The organism is Mesorhizobium sp. M0772 (genome assembly GCF_040320135.1).
Lineage (GTDB): Bacteria > Pseudomonadota > Alphaproteobacteria > Rhizobiales > Rhizobiaceae > Mesorhizobium.
The window spans coordinates 61,680-80,574 of record NZ_JAMYPB010000015.1 but is presented as its reverse complement, the minus strand read 5'-3'; the positions used below and the strand labels follow the sequence as shown (position 1 = coordinate 80,574).

Genomic DNA, 18,895 nt, shown 5'->3' with positions numbered 1-18,895 from the left:
TAGCGCTATTCCAAAGCGATATAGCGGTTATCAGCCATCCGCTTCGGCCGGCAGCCCGGCGCCGGTGTTGGCACGGTCGAAACTGACCGTCTTGATCACCGCGAAGACCTTGCCGCCGAGTTGAAGGTTCAGTACCTGCCTGGATTGTTCGGTAATGCGCGCAAGCACGGTTGCGCCATTGCAGTCGATGCCGATTTCGACCGTCGGCCCCTCGCCCGAGCCGATTGTGACGATGGCGCCCGGCAGGATGTTGAGCGCACTGAGACCTTTCGGCTGTTCGGTGGCGATCATCACGTCGCGGGCGCGGATTCGGATGCGCACAGGCGCGCCGACCGAGACCGCCAGAAGCGGCACCCGGATTTCGCCCGCCGCCGAGCCGAGCACGGTCATCCCGAAGATCTCATCATGGCGCAGCACCTTGGTGTCGAGCACCGCGCCGCCCTCGCCGCGTTCCTCCGCCGGCAGCAATTCGAGCCGTTGCATTATCGCGCCGGTCGGACCGGAGGCTGCGACCTTGCCTTGCGCCATCACCACCACGTCGCTGGCCAGCCGCGCCACTTCGGCGACGGAATGGCTGACATAGACGATCGGGATCTTCGTCTCGTCGCGCAGCCGCTCGATATAGGGCAGGATCTCGGCTTTGCGCGCATCGTCGAGCGAGGCCAGCGGCTCGTCCATCAACAGCAGTTTCGGGCTGGCAAGCAGCGCCCGGCCGATCGCCACGCGCTGCTTTTCGCCGCCCGAGAGCTTTGCCGGTCGCCGGTCGAGCAGAGGACCGATGCCGAGCAGTTCGACGACCGCGTCGATATCCGCATAGCGCTCCGCCGGTGGCGTGAACCAGCGGCCATAGCGCAGATTGCCGGCCACGCTCATATGCGGAAACAGCCGCGCGTCCTGGAACACCATGCCGATCCGGCGCTTGTGCTTCGGCACGAAAATGCCGGCATCGGTGTCGACCAGCACACAGCCGTCGACCGCGATACGGCCCTTGGTCGGCCGGATCAGGCCGGCGATCACGTTGATCAGCGTCGTCTTGCCGGAGCCCGATGGCCCGAACAGCGCCGTCAGCCGCCCGGCGCTTTCGAAACGCGCGTCGACGGCGAAACCGCCGAGCCGATGGCTGATGTCCACCAGCACGCTCATTCGATGTCCATCCGCCGGCCGACGCGCCGCGCCAGCACTTCCGAGGCGACCAATGCGGCCATCGAGATGACGATGGAGATCAGCGTCAGCCTGAGCGCCCCGTCATCGCCGCCAGGCACCTGCGTGAAGGTGTAGATCGCCGAAGGCAGCGTCTGCGTCTCGTTGGGAATGTTGGAGACGAAGGTGATGGTGGCGCCGAACTCGCCCATCGCCTTGGCGAAGGACAGGATCGAGCCGGCGATCAGCCCGGGCAGGATCAGCGGCAGCGTGATGGTGGCGAAGACCCAAACCGGGTTGGCGCCGAGCGTTCCCGCCGCTGCCTCCATTTTGCGGTCGACCGCCTCGATCGACAGCCGGATCGCCCGCACCATCAGGGGAAAGCCCATGATACCGCAGGCCAGTGCGGCGCCGGTCCAGCGAAACGAGAAGACGATGCCGAAATGCTCGGCCAGGAACGCTCCCGCCGGCCCGCGCCGGCCGAAGGTAAGCAGCAAGAGATAACCTGTCACCACCGGCGGCAGGATCAACGGCAGGTGAACCACACCGTTGAGCAGCGTCTTGCCCCAGAATTTTCCGCGGGCCAGCAAAAGCGCCATCAAGATGCCCGGCGGCAGGCTGAACAGCATCGCCACCGTCGCCACCTTGATCGACAGCCGGACCGCATTCCATTCGTCGGGAGTGAGGTCCAGCAGCCAGTTCATGCGTCAGCCGCTACCTTAATTGCTCGGCGTGAGCACGGTGAAACCCTGATCCCTAAACAGCTCCACCGCCTTGGCGGACTGCAGGCACTTCAGGAAAGCCGGGGTATCCTTGTCCTTCGAATCGGTGGTCTGGGCAACCGGATAGATGATCGGCGGGTGCGAATCCTCCGGGAAGGTGCCGACCACCTTGACCCCCTTGTCGGCATGCGCGTCGGTGGCATAGACGATGCCGAGCGCGGCCTCGCCCGTTGAAACCAGCTTCAGCGCGGCGCGCACATTCTCGGCCTGCGCCACCTTGCCTTCGACCGACGACCAGACGCCGAGCGATTCAAGTGCCGCCTTGCCATACTTGCCGGCCGGCACCGCCTTGACGTCGCCCATGGCGAGCTTGCCGTCGCTGATCAGCTTGGCGAGGTCGAAGCCTTTCTCGATCCTGGTTTCGACCTTGGAATCCTTCGGCGCCACCAGCACGATCTGGTTGCCGAGCAGTTTCACCTCGGTGTCCCGCTTGGTCAGTTTCTTGTCGGAGAGATATTTCATCCAGTCGAGGTCGGCCGAGATGAACACATCGGCGGGCGCCCCGCTTTCGATCTGCTTGGCCAGCGCCGAGCTCGCGGCGTAGGAGACGGTCGCCGCTTCACCGACATCGGCTTCGCAGGCCTTGGTGACGGCGTCGAGCCCGTCCTTGAGGCTGGCTGCGGCAAACACGATCACCTTGTCTCCCGCGTGAGCCGCCGGCATCACGGCCATCAGAGCTACGGCAAAGCCGCCAATCGCGATTGCCCTCATACCAAAACCTTTGTGCCCCAACATGAAAACTCTCCCTGGGCTTGAAATCTGCTGGCTCGACTCCTGCCGACCGATATATCTGGATGAATATAACAAGGGAAGGCCGCCTCCTGCGAAAGCGTATGTTCGGCATCGATTGTTCTGGTTTGGACGTGCACCGAAACCCGGAAAGGAACTCCGATGAAGATCAGCGCCCGCAACATCCTCAAGGGAACGATCGTCGAGATCGTCAAAGCACCTCGCCTGTCCGCGGTGATGTCACCGGCTCCGTCGTCACGCTTCGATCACCAACGAGGCCGTTGCCGATCTCAAGCTCGAAAAAGGCAAGCAGCCTATGCCATGATCAAGGCAACCGACGTCATGGTCGACATCGATTGAGGGTCGGAATTTGATTGACGGTGGACGGATCAGACCGCGATCGGCGCCTTGATCGACGCGTCGGCAAAATAGTTTTCCAGCCGGAAATCCTCGAAGCGGAAGGCGAACAGGTCCTTCACCTCCGGATTGATCCACAGCGTCGGCAGCGCCTTGGGTGTGCGCCGCAATTGCTCGCGCGCCTGCTCGAAATGGTTGGAATAGAGATGCGCATCGCCCAGCGTATGGACGAACTCGCCGGGCTTCAGCCCGGTCACCTGCGCCACCATCAAGGTCAGCAGCGCGTAGGAAGCGATGTTGAAGGGTACGCCGAGAAAAATGTCGGCCGAGCGCTGGTAGAGCTGGCAGGACAGCTTGCCCTCCGAGACGTAGAACTGGAACAGGCAGTGGCACGGTGGCAGCGCCATCGCCTCCACTTCGGCCGGGTTCCACGCCGAAACGATCAGCCGGCGTGAATTCGGATTCCTGCGTATCTCCTTCAGAACATTGGCAATCTGGTCGATCGACCCGCCATGGCCATCCGGCCAGGAGCGCCACTGCTTGCCATAGACAGGGCCGAGGTCGCCATTCTCGTCGGCCCACTCGTCCCAGATCGAAACGCCATGATCTCTAAGGTATTTGATGTTGGTGTCGCCGGCCAGGAACCACAGGAGTTCATGGATGATCGACTTCAGATGCAGCTTCTTGGTCGTGGTGACGGGAAAGCCGTGCGACAGGTCGAAGCGCATCTGGTAGCCGAACACCCCACGCGTGCCGGTGCCCGTGCGGTCGCCACGATCGGCGCCATTGTCCAGCACATGCTGCAAAAGGTCGAGATACTGGCGCATCGGCTTCGCCTCGATTCGGGATTGTCGGCATCATAGCCGACTGGCCGCCGGCCGAACACAGCAAAAGGACCAGAACGCGGCTTGCCCCATCACTCTTCAAGGGTTAGCGCTGCCCCTCACCTGCCTGCCGGCATCCTCTCCCCGTATAGGGACGTGGAGAGGGGCGCTGTGATCAGCGGTTTCGCCAATCACAAGCGTTCGAGAGAGAGAGAGAGAGAGAGAGAGACAAGGCTGCGGTCAGCCCTTTCTCCCCGTCACTATACGGGGAGAAATGCCCGGCAGGCAATGTGGGGCGGTGCTGACCTCCGGTGAGGAGCAAAATCAAACGCGCGCTCTGCCTATCGGCAATAATCTCTACAAAGAGCCGAGCTTGCCCAGATTCTTGGCGACCAGATAGTAGAAAGTCACGCGGCTCTTGAAGCTGTCGGCGGCCAACGCCTTGCAGGTCTTCTCGATCGCCGAGTCGGCTTTCGCCCCGTCGGTCACGCCGAGTTTCTTGGCAACCCAGTTGGTCTTGACGCGCTCCAATTCCTTGGGGTCGGTGCAGGATACCAGCGAGGAATCGCGGTTGCGCAGCGCAATGCCCAGATGTTTCACAATCTTGGCAACCACATCGGCATTTGCCGCGGCGTCGTATTTCTTCACGTCTGCGAGATAATCGGCCATCAAATTTCCCCATGTCGGCGCCACGGGATCCGATCGATGAGGGCTGTGGCGCGCTGCCGCAACTTGTGCGCTCGGTCGGTACTCCTCACCGTCGCAAAGCTTCGGTTGAGACCGCGCGCGAGTCAACCCTCGGCGCCGCAGTTTGGTGCGGCCAAGAAGTGTCATTGCGGCCTTTCATTTTGTGCGCCCGCCCCCTATATTCGTTTTGTCGGCTTGACCGACTATGGCGATAAATGGGCGATGTAATAAGCCGTTCGGACCCGGGGGCGGTACCCGGCGCCTCCACCAAGAACCGCTCTGTGATCAGAGCGGCTGTTGCTGGGGGCGAAATAGGATCGACGAAGGTGTAAAGATCGTACTTTTGCCCGGCATGGTACCACCGTCATCGGGCTAAACCTGTAGTTGCAAATGACAACTATGCGGAAGCACGTCTCGCCGCGTAAGCGGTGCGATAGCTTCAAATCAAGCCCTAGAGGTTCGCACTTCTAGGCGGGGTTCGGAGGTACCTGGCAACAGAAACCTCCACTTCTCCCCTCCTCGATATCGTACGCTCAATGCCGGCTGCCGCTGGCCGGATTTCGCATGACGATGGGCCGCGAAGCCTACACCAAATTGAGCCATGAGCTGGTGCAATTTGCCGCTGGCGTCGGTCGAAGGCCGTGGTTCTGGCCGGGGCCGGATTACCCCAGACGTGAAAAAGGCCGGGATGACCCGGCCTTTCCGGTCGATTGCGGTCAGCTTACTCGGCCGGCGCTTCAACGGCTTCGCGCGAGCGGCCAAGCGTCAGCTTGGCCAGCGTGAACGAGATCACCGCGCAGAGCGTGATGCCGGCCACCATGGGCAGCGGGGTGCCGTCGAAGAAGATGCCGGCGACGCCCATCGCCAGCGCACCGATGGCGAAGTGCAGCGTGCCCATCAGCGCCGAGGCCGTGCCGGCGATCTCGCCATGCTCTTCCATGGCCAGCACCGACGTCGTCGGGATGACCAGGCCAAGGAAGCCGTAGCCGACGAACAGCAGTGCCGCCATAACATCGAGCCGGTCGACGCCGGTCGCCATGACTGCGAACAGCACCACCATCGTCGTGGCATAGCCGGTCACCGCCACCCAGACGACGCGCTTCAGCCCGAAGCGCTCCGACAGCATCCCCGTCAGTTGCGACATGCCGATGAAGGCCACCGCATTGATCGAGAAGAACACGCTGTAGACGGAAGGCGACAGCCCGTAATGGTCGATCAGGATGAAGGACGAACTCGAGAGGTAGACGAAGAAGCTGGCGATGCCGAAGCCGGCGATCGCCACCAGGCCGAGGAAATTGCGGTCACCCATGAGGAAGCGATAGCCGGCGAGTGCGGTTCCGAAGGAGGAACCGACGCGTTCTTCCGCCGGCCGCGTCTCCTTCAGCGAGGTCGCCAGCAGAATGGTGGCCAGCAGGGCCGCGCCCGTCACCGTCCAGAACACGGCGCGCCAGCCGAAATTCTCGATGATCTGGCTGCCGGTCAGCGGCGCCAGGATCGGCGACACCGAAAACACCAGCATCAGCAGCGACATCAGCTTGGCGGCTTCGGTGCCGGTGTGCAGGTCGCGCACGATGGCGCGCGGCACCGCCATGCCGGCGCTGGCGCCCAGCCCCTGCAGGAAGCGGAAGGCGATCAGCCATTCGATGGTCGGGCTCATGGCCGAACCAATGCCGCCGACCATGAACAGCGCGAGGCCGCCGTAAAGCGGCAGCTTGCGGCCGACCATGTCGGAGATCGGTCCGACGACGATCTGGCCGAAGCCCATCGACAGGAAGAAGATCAAAAGGCTCATCTGAACGGCGGCGGTGCCGGCATGCAGATCTTCGCCGATCGAAGGCAACGCCGGCAGATACATGTCGATGGCGAAGGGGCCGATAGCGGACAACAGGCCGAGCACGACCGCGATGCGGAGGAATTTGGGACTCATGATAAAGGCTTCTTTCAAGTCTGGTTGGCGCCGCCAACGCGACGACTAACCCTAGGACGTTCCATCCCGTTGAAATCCGACGGCTCAGAGCGAGATTATTCGTCTCTACGGAGCGAATTCCCCATTTATTGTGTCCACAAATTTAGACAGCCTTGTCTAATTCGTCAATCACCTCTATATAGATTTCTATGAAGCTTGCCGTTTCTCCTGACATTTTCCCGCCACGCGGCCACGAGGCCAAGCGTATGTCGATCATCGATGCGGCGGCTTCGGTCTTCTGCCGGGAAGGCTTTGCCGGCGCCAATATCGACCTGATCGCGGTGGAGGCCGGCGTGTCGCGCCAGACCATCTACAATCACCACCGCGACAAGGAAAAGCTCTTCATGGCTGTGGTGCGCGATCTGACGGAGCGCTGCAATGCCGGCATCTTCGCCACCTTCGCCTCTTTCCCAGACCAGCCGAAGGATCTGGAAGCCGACCTGATCGGCTTTGCCGTGCGCATGAATCAGAACTGCATCTGCAACCGCGACGGACGCTTCCTGCGCAAGCTGATCCAGACCGAAGGCGAGCGCTATCCCGAGCTCTTCGCCGAATGGCGCGACCAGGGGCCGGGCCGGACCTGGCCGGCACTTGCCGCCCGTTTTGCCCGCCTCGCCCATGCCGGCCATCTCGCGGTCGACGATCCGGATGTCGCCGCACGCCAGTTTCTGGCGCTAGCCAACGCCGAACTGCAGACCACCTTCATGCTAGGCGGCATGCCGTCGGAAGATGAAGTGCTGCAATCCGCGACCCACGGCGTGCGCACATTCCTGCGCGCCTTCGGCAAGCGCAGATCAGCGGCAGCGATGGAAAAACAGCTGGCCAGCGCCTGAACGCCAAAGCAGGCGATCAAATCGTCCGTTACGGGCTTCGCTTCGGCGCATCAGCGATCTATATCCGGTTTACGCCGCGCTCAAGCTTGATTACAGCTATGCGGACGATTCAACGGAACCCGACCAGCACATGGCCGACGACCACATCCGCTACGACATTCTGGCCCAGGAGGCATTGCGCGGCGTCATGCGCAAGGTCCTGGCCGAAGTCGCGCGCACCGGCCTTCCCGGCAATCATCATTTCTTCATCACATTCCTGACCGGCGCGCCGGGCGTGCGGGTGTCCTCCAGGCTGCGCGAGCGCTATCCCGAACAGATGACCATCGTCATCCAGTTCCAGTATTGGGACCTCAAGGTGACCGATACCGGCTTCGAGGTCGGGCTGTCCTTCTCCGACGTGCCGGAGAAGCTGGAAATCCCGTTCTCGGCCGTACGCGGCTTCTACGACCCATCGGTCAATTTCGAACTCGAATTCGACGTTAAGACCGACGTCCCGGCGGAAGACGATGCAGCCGCCCAGCCGGCTGCCGAGCCTTCGGCTATCGTCTCCGAGAAAAAGCCGAAGGCCGAGAAGAAGGCAGCTGCCACTGAGGCGGAGAAAAAGCCCGCCGTGGCCGATGCCGCCGCCGGCAAGGGCGCCGACGTCGTGTCGCTCGACGCCTTCCGCAAGAAGTAGCGGGACGGTCGGCGCGACATGGGCGAAATCGTCAACCTTCGCCAAGTCCGCAAGCAGAAGGCGCGCACCGAAAAGGAAAAGCTCGCCGGCGAGAACCGCGCTCTGCACGGCCGTTCCAAAGCCGAAAGAACTCGTGACCGTCTGACATCGGACAAGGCCGAAAAATTCGTCGCCGGCCACCGCCGCGAACGCCCGGAAGACCAGGGCGATTGATGGACCGCCTGCGGTGAGCCCGGTCGAAAAACGCTCCGTGACCATCCGCGGCCATCGCACCAGCTATTCCCTCGAAAAACCCTTTTATGACGATCTCGTCGCCATCGCCGCCGCGCGCAAGCTGACCCTTGCTGCCCTGGTCGCGGAGATCGACGAGACAAGACCGCGCGATGCGAACCTGTCCTCGGCGCTCAGGCTTCATGTGCTGGACTGGGCCAAGCGCGGCGCGGTCTGAATGGTTCTTAATTGCCCAGCGACTTCAGCAAATTGTCGACGGAGAACGGATTTGTCTTCGGCTTCGGCGGCGCCGGGGCCGAACCGTCACTGACGCCGGGAAGTGAGCGGTCGACCTTCGGCGCCTGCTCCTGAGCCTTGCGCTCGGCCTCCAGCCTGGCTTTTTCCTGCGAAGCGATCCGAGCCTGTTCGGCCTTCTTCCGTTCGTCCTCGGCCTTGGCGGCGTCTTCGGCAGCCTGCTCTTCGGCCTGCGCTTTCGCGTCCGCATCCGCCTTGGCCTTGGCGTCAGCCTCTGCCTGCGCTTTCGCATCGGCATCGGCCTTTGCTTTGGCATCCGCCTTGGCCTTGGCATCCGCTTCGGCCTGTGCCTTCGCATCTGCCTGCACTTTCGCCTTGGCGTCGGCCTCGGCTTTGAGCCGTGCCGCTTCCTCCTGCTTGCGCAATTCCTCGGCGGCGTTGTCGCGCTCGGTCTGCAGGGCGGCGTAATAGCGCACCTCGCGCCGCAGCCGCTGCTTCTCGAGCAGTGCGGCCTGCATCGCCTCGACCCGCTGCTGCTCCTTTTCCAGCGCGCGCTGGGTCAAAAATTGCGCCAGCGGCTCGCTGTCGAACTGCTTTTTCAGCGCCCCGAACGGCCCATCGACGCTGAAATTGACCGTCGGATCGGAGCCGACCAGCGCCTCGTCGCCAGGCTTGTAGGTGACCGCGCCCTTGGTGGCGACGGTGCCGGTGTTGAGGTCGGCCGTGATGTCGGCAGACAGCGTCGCCGCCTGGTTTTCGAATTTGATCGGTGGTGCCCGCAACGTGCCGCCGGCGACCGTGAAGGCGATGTCGGCATCGCCGGCAGCAAAGCTGCCGTCGCCAGCGATCTCAGGTGCAAAGCCCGCGGTCTTTGCTGTGTCGATGTCGCGCCCGATCGCATCGGCCTTGGCAATCAACGCGCCGAAGGCATCGGGATTGACGCCGGCAATGGTGAGGCCTTTCAGCGCCGCCGTGCCCGAGCCGGAGAGTGCGGCAATCATCGCGTCGACCGATTTGCCGCTGGTCGACAGCCCTGTCGAGAAATCGCCGTTGCCACTCAATCCGGCAGCCGGCAGCACAGTCGCCAGGTCGGCGCCGGCAAGCCTCATCTGGCCGGAGAACAGCCCCGTGCCGTCTGTGTTCTTCAACTCGAACAATCCGGTGAGCGCGCCGCCGAGCAGTTTTGCCTTCAGGTCCGAAACGCGGATGCCTTCCTGGTCCAGTTTCAATGACAGCGACGCATCATAGGCTGTCGCCAGCGGTCCGGCGGCAAGCGTCGCCGTCGTCAGATCGAGATCGGCGCTGAACGGCAGGCTGGATTTCTGGCTGAATGGCGCCGTCGGCCAGTTCGCGTTGCTGCTGAGGAACGACTGGTCACCGAACAGCGCAACCGCAATCGGGTCGAGGTCCAGTTCGTCGAGCGCCAGCGCACCGGCAAAATGCGGCAGCCCCTGCTTCGCATCGATGTTGACGTCGCCCGAAATCTCCGACTCGTTGATGGATCCGCTGAGGCCGCTCAACACCAGCAGGCCGTTGCCGAAATCGGCATCCGCGCTGAGCGAGGTCGAGGTGCCCGTTCCCATACCCGGCAGGCCGGCGCCGGTCGTCATCAGCCAGGGCTCGATATCGGAAGCGTCGAGGCCGATCTTGCCCTTGGCGGTGGCGCCTTGCGGCGTCTGAGCGACGGTGCCGTCGAACGTCGCCTTGAAGTCATCGGCGGCGAAATTGAAGCTCGTCGCCAGGCCGCCGCCGAGCGTGCCTTTGGCCGAAATATCGGTGCTTGCCTGGCCGAGCATGCCGAGCGGCAGCGCCGGCAGGCCGTAGAGCGCCAGCAGCACGGTGGCGTCGGGATTTTTGGCGTTGAAGGTCACCGTCACCGGCGCGTCGAGCAACTGGCCGACGGCACCCTTGCCCGACAGCGACGCCGAAAAGGCCGAACCGCCGGCCTTGCCTTGTCCGCTCACCGCCAGCCCGGTAGTGCCGTCGCCATTGTCGGCGGCGCTCGCCACCAGATCGACGCGCGCGTCCTGGAACAGTTCAGGATAGGCGGCCGTGCGGCCAGCCAGTCCCTTCAGCATCAGATTGTCGGGATAGTGTTGCGCGGCAATGTCGATCAGCGGCTTCAGATCGACGGCGACCACCGAGGCATCAAGCTTGCCGGTCGGGCTTGCCGGAAAATCCTTGATCCGGCCGGTGGCGCTGATCGAGGCGCCGGCAAGGCCGCCAATCGACAGCCGGTCGATTTCGAGCAGCCCGTCGCGGAGCCGGAGCGCGGTATCGACCGTGTCGGCGGTGAGCCCGCCGGCATTGACCGGCCCTGCCTTGATCTGAAAATCGAGGTCACGGTCGGAAAAGCGGTTGGCGCCCTTGTCGCTGACGAAGATCGAGGCGAAGGCCGTCAGCCCGTCGACATCGAGTTCGCCGCCCTCGAGCCGCATCAGCACCGAGGACTTGGCGTCGTCGGGCTGGTTGGAATCGATGCGGCCGGTGAACTTCGACTTGCCGAGGATCAGTTCGAGATCGCTGAACGCCTGGCGCTTCTCCGACAGGTCCACCTTGGCCTTGAAGCCGGCGGCCGGCAGCCGGCGGATCGCCTCGTCGACATCTTTCGACAACCAGGCAGCAAAGCCGGAAGGCTGCGCCACCGCCAGCAGCATGGAGCCGCTGAAACGGAAATGATCTTCGACGCTGAGCATGCCGCTGGCTTCCAGCGTCGTGCGCCCGGGCAAGGTCGCGGCCAGCGATTTCACCGACCAGCCGCCCTCGACCGGCTCGGCCGAGAGATGCACGTCGCGCACCGTGGTGTCGCCAGCCACCACCGCCGGCAGCTTGACCTCGACAGTGCCGGGGATGCTCGGCTTCGGCAGTTCGAGCAGCGCCTGCTCGATTCCGGCAATACGCTGGTCCAGCGTCAGGCCGGCGCCCTTCTCAGCGCCCACCGCCTCGTCCAGTTGCACCTGCGCGCCATTGGCCTCGATGGCGAAGTTCGGCCTAAGGCCGAGATCGACCGAAGCCTTGCCGTCGGCTGTGTAGGGATTGTCGAGCGGCCCGGTCTCGAAGCGGAATTCGTCGACGCCGAGCTTCTGGTGATCAAGCGAGAACTTGCCGTTCAGCCGGAAGCCCGGATCGGGCTTGCCGGCGCTGACCTTGCCCGTATTGATCTCGACAACCTCACCATCGCTGCCGCGCAGCGTAGCCGAATTCTTGTCGTTGCCGGAAATCTTGAACTGGCCGGAATAGACGGCAGCCCCATTGACGATGCCGGCATTGCCGTCGGTTTCGATGACCAGTGGATAGGCATCGGGATCGACCTTGAGCCTCAGCCGCATCTGGCCGCTGCCTTCGGCCTTGCCGGTCGAAGCCGCAACAGTCGAACGCAGGCCATCGAGCAGCAACGTTCCGTCCATGCGCCACGGCCCGGCCAGCGACTTGGCAGAGATGGTCGAATTGATCTCGGAAATCAGATGGCTGCGCCCGCCTGCGGCATGGCGGAGCGCAATTTCTCCCTCCGTCACCGTGAGCTTCTCGATCGAGATCTGGTTGAGATCGAAGGGCGAGGACGGCCGTATCGCCCAGTCGACCGTGCCGTTATCGGCGATGTCGATCGTGGCCTTCGGATGCACCAGCCGCATATCGAAGATCAGCACTTCGCCGCGCAGGAACGGGGCCAGTTCCGCGTCCATCGAAAAGGTCTCGACGGTCATTGCCGGCTGGCCGCCCGGGCCGCCGGCGACCGTGACGTTTGAGAAGGTCACCGAGGGGAACGGCAACAGCCGCGCCGTGGCGTCGCCTTGCACCGTCACCTTGCGGCCGAGAATGGCGCTCGCCTCGCGCTCGAATTGGGCGCGGTACCCGGTCCAGTCGACAAAATACGGCACCACCAGCGCCGCAACCAGCACCAGCACAAACAAGCCACCGAAGATCACGAACAGGCGTGCGAGCATCAGCTCCGAACGGGTTGATTGAAAGTCAGCCGCACTCTACCCGCATCAGCGTGTCGATAAAGAGGCAATTCATCCAGAATTGCTTGATCTCTGTATCTGGACGAGCAGAGATTTCGGACGCCTGTGACTGCGTGCCGGCCGACATGCAACAGACTAACCCGCCACCGCCCGTCGGCGATATTCGTTCAGCAGCACTACCATCTCCTCGGGCGACAATGTCCAGCCCTGCGGTAATGCGGCTTCGGCGCCGAGGCTTTTGGTCACGCTGCCCACGACGGAGCTTTTCTTGACCCCCGGTGCGAAATTGTACCCGATCATATCGCCGATTCTGCGCCGGCGATGGACGACGAAGAAGCTTTCGATATCCTTCCAGGGGACCAGCTTGGGCGATCGAACAAGGCCTCCGCCGAGACTGAAACCTTGTCCGTTCAGCACCAGAATCAGCGGCCGCACAAGCTGCCAGGCAAACACCAACGCGACCAGCCCGAAAAAGGCCACGCACCACCAAAGGCCGGCGGTGTCGCCGTCCTCGGAGACATAAATCAGGAAAGCGCAGGCCAGGACAAAGAAGAGGCTGGCCGACAGCAATAACAGTGTCTTGCCAAGCGATGCCCTTATAATCAGGGTATCCATTGCCGCTCCTCACATTTCGGCTATGCAGGTAATATCTTGCCTGGGTTCATGATGTCTTGCGGGTCGAGCGCTTTTTTTATGGAGCGCATGATGTCGACACCATGGCCGAGCTCATGGCGCAGGAAGCCGATCTTGCCCTGGCCGATGCCGTGTTCGCCGGTGCAGGTGCCGTCCATGGCGATCGCCCGCATGTTCAGCCGCGAGACGAATTTCTCCGCCAGCGCGATCTCTTTGGGGTCGTTGACATCCATCAGCACCAGCACATGGAAATTGCCGTCGCCGGCATGGCCGACGATCGGCGCAACCAGGCCCATCTCGGCAATGTCGGCCTCGGTTTCGGCAACGCATTCGGCCAGCCGCGAGATCGGCACGCAGACATCGGTCGACAGGCCCTTGGTGCCCGGCCGCAGCGTCAGCGACGCCCAATAAGCATCGTGCCTGGCCTTCCAGAGTTTCGTGCGCTCCTCGGCGACGCTCGTCCACAGGAATGGCCCGCCGCCATTGTCTTCAGCAATGGCACCGAAGGTTTCGGCCTGTTCGGCGACACCGGCATCGCTGCCGTGGAACTCGACGAACAGGCACGGGCTCTCGGGGTAATCGAGCTTCGAGTAATTCTTCATCGCCCGCATCTGCAGTCCATTCACCAGTTCGATGCGCGCCACCGGAATGCCCATCTGGATGGTCGCGATGACCGCGTTGCAGGCCGCCTCGAGGTTTGGAAACGGGCAGACGCCGCCGGAGATCGCCTGCGGAATGCCTTGCAGCTTCAAGGTCAGCGAGGTGATGATGCCGAGCGTGCCTTCCGAGCCGACCAGAAGCCGCGTCAGATCGTAGCCGGCCGAACTCTTTTTCGCCCGCTTGCCGGTCGTCACCGTCTCGCCATCGGCCATGACGGCCGTCAGCGACAGCACGTTTTCACGCATCGTGCCGTAGCGCACCGCATTGGTGCCGGAGGCCCGCGTTGCCGCCATGCCGCCGAGCGAAGCATTGGCGCCGGGATCGATGGGGAAGAACAGGCCGGTATCGCGCAGGTGCCGATTCAAATCCTCGCGCGTTACGCCAGGCTCGACCGTGCAGTCGAGATCCTCGGGGTTGACCGACAGGATGCGGTTCATGCGCGAGGTGTCGACCGAGATGCCGCCACCCGGCGCGTTGGTGTGGCCCTCCAGCGAGGAACCGACGCCGAAGGCGATGACCGGCACGCGGTGCGCGGCGCAGGCACGTACGATCTCCTGTACCTCTTCTGTCGTCTCCGGGAACGCGACACCGTCAGGCGCCTGCGTCGGAATATAGGTGGTGGTATGCGCATGCTGCGAGCGGATCGCCGCGCCTGTCTGGAAGCGTTCGCCGAGCTGCTGCTTGAGAATGCCGAGCACGGCGGCGATGCCTTCCTCGTTGCGTTCGACCGGATTGAGGTCGCTCAGAGCCATGAATTCCTCCGCGAATGGACCAGCGTCCACGCTTGTTATGCGATTATGGATGCGTAGTCTCGACTGCCGCGCTCTGTCCAGCACCAGAACAAGGAACTTTCCATGCCCATCCCTGCCCCCTTCGTTTCCAAACCGATGGACATCGAGAAGGACTGGATCGACTACAACGGCCATCTCAACATGGCCTATTACAACGTGTTGTTCGACCGCTGCTCGGATGAGGCGTTCGAGGCGATGGGCATGGGGCTGGACTATGTCAAAGAGCGGCGCCTGACCATCTACACGGCCGAAGTCCATGTTTGCTATGTCCAGGAACTGCACCTCGAACACAAGGTCGTCGTATCCTTCCAGCTGATCGATCACGACGACAAGCGGCTGCGGGCCTACCAGGAAATCCGCCATGTCGATGGCTGGCTCGCCGCCACTTCCGAAACCCTGTCGCTGCATGTCGACATGTCCGGGCCGAAAGTCGCGCCCTTCCCCGCCGACGTGCAGGCCAAGGTGGAAGCCATGCGCGCCGCCCATTCTGCACTGCCGATGCCCGAGCGGGCCGGCCGTTCGATCGGTATTCGCCGCAGGACCGCTTGAAGCGCTGCCGCGCCCGCGTTAACCTTACCAAGGTTTTAACGTGAACAAGCCATTTGAGCCATTGAACGACTCAGCGGACCGTTTGAGAACGGTGCCATGCGAGTTGCGATGCGGGCGGCGGGCAACAGGCGGTTCGAGGAACGTGCATGAAAACCGACATCAAGGTCGAGGTGGACAGGCTGGCTGCCGATCCGCGCATCACCGACTATGATTTCTGGCGCTCGTTGAAGAACGTCAACAACGAGATCTTCCACATCGCCAACAACAACGAGCCTATCCCCTTCGACATGATCCGCTGGCGCGCCATCCTGAAGCAGGCGCGCATTAAGCGTGGCCACGCCTGACGTTTCCCCTGCTCTGAGAAGCCGACACCGGCGAGCGCCGCCACGGACAATTGCGATCTGATCATTTCCAAAGGTCTGCGCCAGCCCGCTTTCAGCGAATCGGCTGCATCCGACAACCTTCAAACCCGTTTCTTTCAATCGGTTGTGGAACCGGCGATTCGTTTTCGCAAAGGGCTGCCTGCGACAAGAAGATCAAGATTGAACCAATTCCACGTCTAAGCCGTTGTGACCCCTGAAAAACGGCTTGGAGTGAAAGCATGGACTGGAAAAGGACCAGGGAACCGGCCGACGCATGGCACATGACGGACAATCTGCATGCCGAGCACGGCAAGGGCGATCCGTTCGCGGCCGCCATCCGCGCCACCCGCATGTCGATGGTCATCACCGATCCCCGTCAGGCGGACAATCCGATCGTCTTTGCCAATGACGCGTTCCTGCGCCTGACCGGCTACGAGCGCAACCAGGTCATGGGCAAGAACTGCCGCTTCCTGCAGGGGCCAGAGACAGACAAGGCAGCTGTGGCTAGCGTGCGCGACGCGATAGCAGCGGGAACCGATATCGCCATCGATCTGTTGAACTACCGCAAGGACGGCTCGACATTCTGGAATGCGCTCTACATCAGCCCGGTTTCCAACGACAAAGGCGAACTCCTGTTCTTCTTTGCCTCACAGCTCGACGTCTCGGATCGCAAGCGCTCGGAGGATCGCATCACCGCCGACAAGAACCGTTTTGAAAAGGCTGTCAAGGAACGCACACGCGAGCTTGAGGCCGCCCTTGAGGCGCAGACCACGCTGCTGCACGAGGTCGACCATCGGGTGAAAAACAACCTGCAGATGATCTCCTCGCTGATCATCATGCAAAGCCGGGCAATCAAGGATGAAGCGACGAAGCGATCCCTGACCACCATGCTGGAGCGCATCGAGGCGCTGAGCACTGTGCATCGCCGTCTCTACCAGTCAAAGGATGTCAGCCGCTTCGATGTCTCGGATTTCGCCAGGGATCTGGTCACCGACCTGCTGACCGCATCGGGGCGCGCCGAGATCAAGCCGACGCTGGACCTCGAACCCATCGTCATTCCGGCCGAAAAAGCCACGCCTGTTGCCTTGATGGTCAATGAGCTTGTCACCAACGCGCTGAAGCATGCCTTCAAGGAAAAGCCGGACGGCACCACCGCGGGGCGCATCGGCATCAAGATGAGCCAGCCCGACGGCCACTTCAACATCGAGGTTTCCGATGACGGCGTCGGCATGGCCGAGGCCAGTGGCGATGCTTCTTTCGGCATGCGGCTGATCAAGTCGCTTGCCCGTCAGTTGCATGCCGACATCGAATGGCGCGACGCCGGCCCGGGCACAAAGGTCGTCATCTCGATGCCGAACGAACCGCAGCAGAAAGGGAAGCTGTCATGAACGAACCGCTCAAGGTCCTGATCGTCGAGGATGAGGCGTTGCTGGCGATGGAACTGGAAAGCCTCGTCGAGGAAGCCGGCCACAGCGTTGTGGGTTGGGCGACATCGTTGGCCGAAGCAAGAGGTATGATTGATACCGCCGATGCCGATATTGCCTTTGTCGATATCCACCTCGCCGACGGACCAACCGGGGTCGAGGTTGCCGAGCATATCCGCGAGGGTAACCGTTCCATGGTGGTGTTCATGACCGCCAATCCAAAACGCATCCCCGACCATTTCGCCGGCGCGATCGGCGTCATCGCCAAGCCCTACACGATGAACGGACTGGTGTCGGCGTTGCGCTATCTGCAGGAGGGCGTGCGGCGCCCGCCCCCGGTCTCGGTGCTGCCGGCCGGTTTTACGCTGTCGCCGGCCTATGAAAGCGTATGGGCGTCGTCGGCGGCCTGAAGCTTACGCCAGCTTCTCCTTGAGGAAAGCGATCGTCCGTCCCCAGGCGAGATCGGCTGCCTTCTTGTCATAGCGCGCGGCCGAGGTGTCGTTGTTGAAGGCATGGTTGACGCCGTCATAGACATAGACGGTGTATTCGACATGGGCGGCGTCGAGCGCCTTCTTGTAGGCATCGATGCCGGCGTCGATGCGCTCGTCCAGCCCGGCATAGTGCAGCAACAGCGCCGCCTTGATCTTCGCCACATCCTCGGCCTTCGGCTGCATGCCGTAATAGGCGACGCCGGCGGCGAGATCGGGCGCGTTGACCGCCAGATTGTTGACCGTGCCGCCGCCCCAGCAGAAGCCGACAGCACCGACCTTGCCGTTGCCGTCCTTCTCGCCCTTGAGATAGGCGATGGTCGCCACACCATCGGCGGTGACATGGCTGGCGTCGAGCTTGGTGAACATGTCGCGCGCCTTGTCCTCGTCGGCGGGCGTGCCGCCGAGCGGCGACAGGAAATCCGGGGCCAGCGCCACGAACCCCTCCAGCGCAACGCGCCGCGCCACATCCTTGATATGCGGGTTGAGCCCCCTGTTCTCATGCACCACGATGACGGTGCCGAGCTTGCCGGACTGGTCCGCCGGCCTGACAAGATAGCCCTTCATCTCACCGCTGCTGCCGGAATAGGTGATATCTTCAGCCTTCACGCGCGGATCGTTGTCGGCGACGATTGCCGCCTGCGCCGAATTCGCCGCAAGCAGCGGCGCGATCGCGGCCGCCGCCGCGCCCGATCCGGCAAGCCTGCTCAGCTGTTCCATGAAGCGGCGGCGGTCGAGCGTCAGATGCGTGTATTCGTCATAGGCATCGATCATCGCCTGGGTGATGGCAGGTTTGGCAGGTTTGACGGCTTCGGCGGTGGGTTTCGTCATGGCGTGCTCCTCGTTAGGAGATGATCTCACGGTCACTCCGGGATGACCTCGCGGTCACTCCGGGATGACTCGCGGATCAAGATAGGGTGCAAGCTCGCACGGTCCAGTCTCGGATGGGTGACGCTTGCGCCATCGAACGATGCGGCGGCCCCGCGGAACGCGCCCATCACATTTTGGTCATTTCAGAGAATGTCGATGGTGCCGCCACAATATGGAAGGAAGCTGATGATGGTCTCGCTCGTAGCGGCGAGCCCGACGAGAAGGAACAACGCCATGACCTTGTCTACTCCGATCCTTGCAAGCGCGCTCGTGCTTGCTGTTGCTGCCTTGCTGGCAATGCGCTCCGCTGCTGCCGCAGCCGCCGCTCGGATGGTGAATGTCCGCGTCGACCGGCGTCGGCCGTCACCACGCTGATCCAGCAGGCCGAAACAGGGCCGCAGCTAACCAATGAAGTACTGGGCTCCGTGCCCAGCCTCAAAGGCCATCTCTTACGCAAGCTGACCAAGGCTGCTGCTGCCCCTCATCGCCCTGCCGGGCACTTCTCCCCGTATAGTGACGGGGAGAAGGATGCCGTCATCGATGATTTCGCCAATCGCCAGCGTTGCAGGAAAGGGCGCCAACGCTGAAGCTGCCCCTTCTCCCCGTCACTATACGGGGAGAAGATGCCGGCAGGCAGATGAGGGGCGGCGCGACATTGCCAGAATATCTGCCGGGCCGATCACCTACCTAAGTCGCA

The 18,895-nt window shown here is 62.7% G+C and carries 18 protein-coding genes, 1 other RNA gene and 1 pseudogene; 10 read left to right on the top strand and 10 right to left on the bottom strand.

The annotated features are described in order from the left end of the window. Positions 1–30 precede the first annotated feature (30 nt). The 3 genes from modC to modA are packed head-to-tail and all read right to left on the bottom strand — an operon-like array spanning position 31 to position 2,654. Positions 31–1,143 (bottom strand): molybdenum ABC transporter ATP-binding protein, encoded by a 1,113-nt coding sequence (modC, locus tag NKI06_RS13115; RefSeq protein ID WP_352790005.1) that lies wholly within the window; start codon positions 1,141–1,143, stop codon positions 31–33. After that, a complete protein-coding gene (modB, locus tag NKI06_RS13110; protein ID WP_023668326.1) occupies positions 1,140–1,844 on the bottom strand; it encodes a molybdate ABC transporter permease subunit in 705 nt (234 codons plus the stop codon). Before modB ends, modC begins: the two co-directional genes overlap by 4 nt. A 15-nt stretch (positions 1,845–1,859) precedes the next feature. Further along, positions 1,860–2,654, bottom strand: a complete 795-nt coding sequence (modA, locus tag NKI06_RS13105; RefSeq protein ID WP_352985675.1) for a molybdate ABC transporter substrate-binding protein — start codon at positions 2,652–2,654, stop codon at positions 1,860–1,862. A 159-nt stretch (positions 2,655–2,813) separates the two neighbouring features. On the opposite strand from modA, the pseudogene NKI06_RS13100 reads away from it, so the two are divergent. Further along, a pseudogene (locus tag NKI06_RS13100) lies at positions 2,814–3,011 on the top strand (TOBE domain-containing protein). A 29-nt stretch (positions 3,012–3,040) separates the two neighbouring features. On the opposite strand, the gene NKI06_RS13095 reads toward NKI06_RS13100, so the two are convergent. Beyond that, complete coding sequence (locus tag NKI06_RS13095) at positions 3,041–3,835, bottom strand: thymidylate synthase (RefSeq protein ID WP_352985640.1); 795 nt, start codon at positions 3,833–3,835, stop codon at positions 3,041–3,043. A gap of 354 nt (positions 3,836–4,189) precedes the next feature. Continuing rightward, the gene (locus NKI06_RS13090; protein ID WP_023667416.1) at positions 4,190–4,501 is read right to left on the bottom strand and encodes a DUF2853 family protein; all 312 of its coding nucleotides are present in this window, start codon (positions 4,499–4,501) and stop codon (positions 4,190–4,192) included. A gap of 168 nt (positions 4,502–4,669) precedes the next feature. Between NKI06_RS13090 and ssrA the strand changes: the two genes are divergently transcribed. Then, positions 4,670–5,028: a transfer-messenger RNA gene (ssrA, locus tag NKI06_RS13085) on the top strand. Positions 5,029–5,240: 212 nt separating this feature from the next. Here the strand turns inward: ssrA and NKI06_RS13080 are convergent. After that, positions 5,241–6,446, bottom strand: coding sequence for a multidrug effflux MFS transporter (locus tag NKI06_RS13080; protein ID WP_023682099.1), 1,206 nt, complete (start codon positions 6,444–6,446; stop codon positions 5,241–5,243). A gap of 188 nt (positions 6,447–6,634) precedes the next feature. Here NKI06_RS13080 and NKI06_RS13075 point away from each other — a divergent pair, with 188 nt between their 5' ends. The 4 genes from NKI06_RS13075 (at position 6,635) to NKI06_RS13060 (ending at position 8,442) form a co-directional block, all read left to right on the top strand. After that, the gene (locus NKI06_RS13075) at positions 6,635–7,318 is read left to right on the top strand and encodes a TetR/AcrR family transcriptional regulator (RefSeq protein ID WP_023688063.1); all 684 of its coding nucleotides are present in this window, start codon (positions 6,635–6,637) and stop codon (positions 7,316–7,318) included. A gap of 130 nt (positions 7,319–7,448) precedes the next feature. Next, entirely contained in the window at positions 7,449–7,994 is a 546-nt protein-coding gene (locus NKI06_RS13070; RefSeq protein ID WP_352985637.1) for an SspB family protein, read from the top strand. Between the two features lie 18 nt (positions 7,995–8,012). Continuing rightward, complete coding sequence (locus NKI06_RS13065; RefSeq protein WP_023667420.1) at positions 8,013–8,207, top strand: DUF4169 family protein; 195 nt, start codon at positions 8,013–8,015, stop codon at positions 8,205–8,207. A 13-nt stretch (positions 8,208–8,220) separates the two neighbouring features. Continuing rightward, positions 8,221–8,442: a ribbon-helix-helix domain-containing protein gene (locus NKI06_RS13060; protein WP_023668319.1), complete on the top strand. Its 222-nt coding sequence runs from the start codon at positions 8,221–8,223 to the stop codon at positions 8,440–8,442. 7 nt (positions 8,443–8,449) lie between these two features. Here the strand turns inward: NKI06_RS13060 and NKI06_RS13055 are convergent, their stop codons facing one another. The 3 genes from NKI06_RS13055 to NKI06_RS13045 form a co-directional block, all read right to left on the bottom strand. Next, positions 8,450–12,403, bottom strand: coding sequence for an AsmA family protein (locus NKI06_RS13055; RefSeq protein ID WP_352985635.1), 3,954 nt, complete (start codon positions 12,401–12,403; stop codon positions 8,450–8,452). Positions 12,404–12,556: 153 nt separating this feature from the next. Further along, positions 12,557–13,036, bottom strand: coding sequence for a hypothetical protein (locus tag NKI06_RS13050; protein ID WP_352985631.1), 480 nt, complete (start codon positions 13,034–13,036; stop codon positions 12,557–12,559). Positions 13,037–13,056: 20 nt separating this feature from the next. Next, entirely contained in the window at positions 13,057–14,466 is a 1,410-nt protein-coding gene (locus NKI06_RS13045; RefSeq protein WP_023690898.1) for an FAD-binding oxidoreductase, read from the bottom strand. A gap of 102 nt (positions 14,467–14,568) precedes the next feature. On the opposite strand from NKI06_RS13045, the gene NKI06_RS13040 reads away from it, so the two are divergent. The 4 genes from NKI06_RS13040 (at position 14,569) to NKI06_RS13025 (ending at position 17,250) form a co-directional block, all read left to right on the top strand. Further along, entirely contained in the window at positions 14,569–15,054 is a 486-nt protein-coding gene (locus tag NKI06_RS13040; RefSeq protein WP_023712460.1) for a thioesterase family protein, read from the top strand. A gap of 146 nt (positions 15,055–15,200) precedes the next feature. Beyond that, positions 15,201–15,398, top strand: coding sequence for a hypothetical protein (locus NKI06_RS13035; RefSeq protein ID WP_352985629.1), 198 nt, complete (start codon positions 15,201–15,203; stop codon positions 15,396–15,398). A 257-nt stretch (positions 15,399–15,655) separates the two neighbouring features. Beyond that, positions 15,656–16,804 (top strand): histidine kinase dimerization/phosphoacceptor domain -containing protein, encoded by a 1,149-nt coding sequence (locus tag NKI06_RS13030; protein WP_352985627.1) that lies wholly within the window; start codon positions 15,656–15,658, stop codon positions 16,802–16,804. After that, positions 16,801–17,250: a response regulator gene (locus NKI06_RS13025; RefSeq protein ID WP_023668313.1), complete on the top strand. Its 450-nt coding sequence runs from the start codon at positions 16,801–16,803 to the stop codon at positions 17,248–17,250. Before NKI06_RS13030 ends, NKI06_RS13025 begins: the two co-directional genes overlap by 4 nt. Before the next feature lie 3 nt (positions 17,251–17,253). Here the strand turns inward: NKI06_RS13025 and NKI06_RS13020 are convergent, their stop codons facing one another. Further along, entirely contained in the window at positions 17,254–18,159 is a 906-nt protein-coding gene (locus NKI06_RS13020; RefSeq protein ID WP_352985625.1) for a dienelactone hydrolase family protein, read from the bottom strand. Positions 18,160–18,895: the final 736 nt, after the last annotated feature.

Coding starts and splice junctions, on each gene's coding strand:
- modC (WP_352790005.1), bottom strand. CDS start 1,143: ATGAGCGTGCTGGTGGACATCAGCCATCGGCTCGGCGGTTTCGCCGTC.
- modB (WP_023668326.1), bottom strand. CDS start 1,844: ATGAACTGGCTGCTGGACCTCACTCCCGACGAATGGAATGCGGTCCGG.
- NKI06_RS13095 (WP_352985640.1), bottom strand. CDS start 3,835: ATGCGCCAGTATCTCGACCTTTTGCAGCATGTGCTGGACAATGGCGCC.
- NKI06_RS13090 (WP_023667416.1), bottom strand. CDS start 4,501: ATGGCCGATTATCTCGCAGACGTGAAGAAATACGACGCCGCGGCAAAT.
- NKI06_RS13080 (WP_023682099.1), bottom strand. CDS start 6,446: ATGAGTCCCAAATTCCTCCGCATCGCGGTCGTGCTCGGCCTGTTGTCC.
- NKI06_RS13075 (WP_023688063.1), top strand. CDS start 6,635: ATGAAGCTTGCCGTTTCTCCTGACATTTTCCCGCCACGCGGCCACGAG.
- NKI06_RS13070 (WP_352985637.1), top strand. CDS start 7,449: ATGGCCGACGACCACATCCGCTACGACATTCTGGCCCAGGAGGCATTG.
- NKI06_RS13065 (WP_023667420.1), top strand. CDS start 8,013: ATGGGCGAAATCGTCAACCTTCGCCAAGTCCGCAAGCAGAAGGCGCGC.
- NKI06_RS13055 (WP_352985635.1), bottom strand. CDS start 12,403: ATGCTCGCACGCCTGTTCGTGATCTTCGGTGGCTTGTTTGTGCTGGTG.
- NKI06_RS13050 (WP_352985631.1), bottom strand. CDS start 13,036: ATGGATACCCTGATTATAAGGGCATCGCTTGGCAAGACACTGTTATTG.
- NKI06_RS13045 (WP_023690898.1), bottom strand. CDS start 14,466: ATGGCTCTGAGCGACCTCAATCCGGTCGAACGCAACGAGGAAGGCATC.
- NKI06_RS13040 (WP_023712460.1), top strand. CDS start 14,569: ATGCCCATCCCTGCCCCCTTCGTTTCCAAACCGATGGACATCGAGAAG.
- NKI06_RS13035 (WP_352985629.1), top strand. CDS start 15,201: ATGAAAACCGACATCAAGGTCGAGGTGGACAGGCTGGCTGCCGATCCG.
- NKI06_RS13030 (WP_352985627.1), top strand. CDS start 15,656: ATGGACTGGAAAAGGACCAGGGAACCGGCCGACGCATGGCACATGACG.
- NKI06_RS13025 (WP_023668313.1), top strand. CDS start 16,801: ATGAACGAACCGCTCAAGGTCCTGATCGTCGAGGATGAGGCGTTGCTG.
- NKI06_RS13020 (WP_352985625.1), bottom strand. CDS start 18,159: ATGACGAAACCCACCGCCGAAGCCGTCAAACCTGCCAAACCTGCCATC.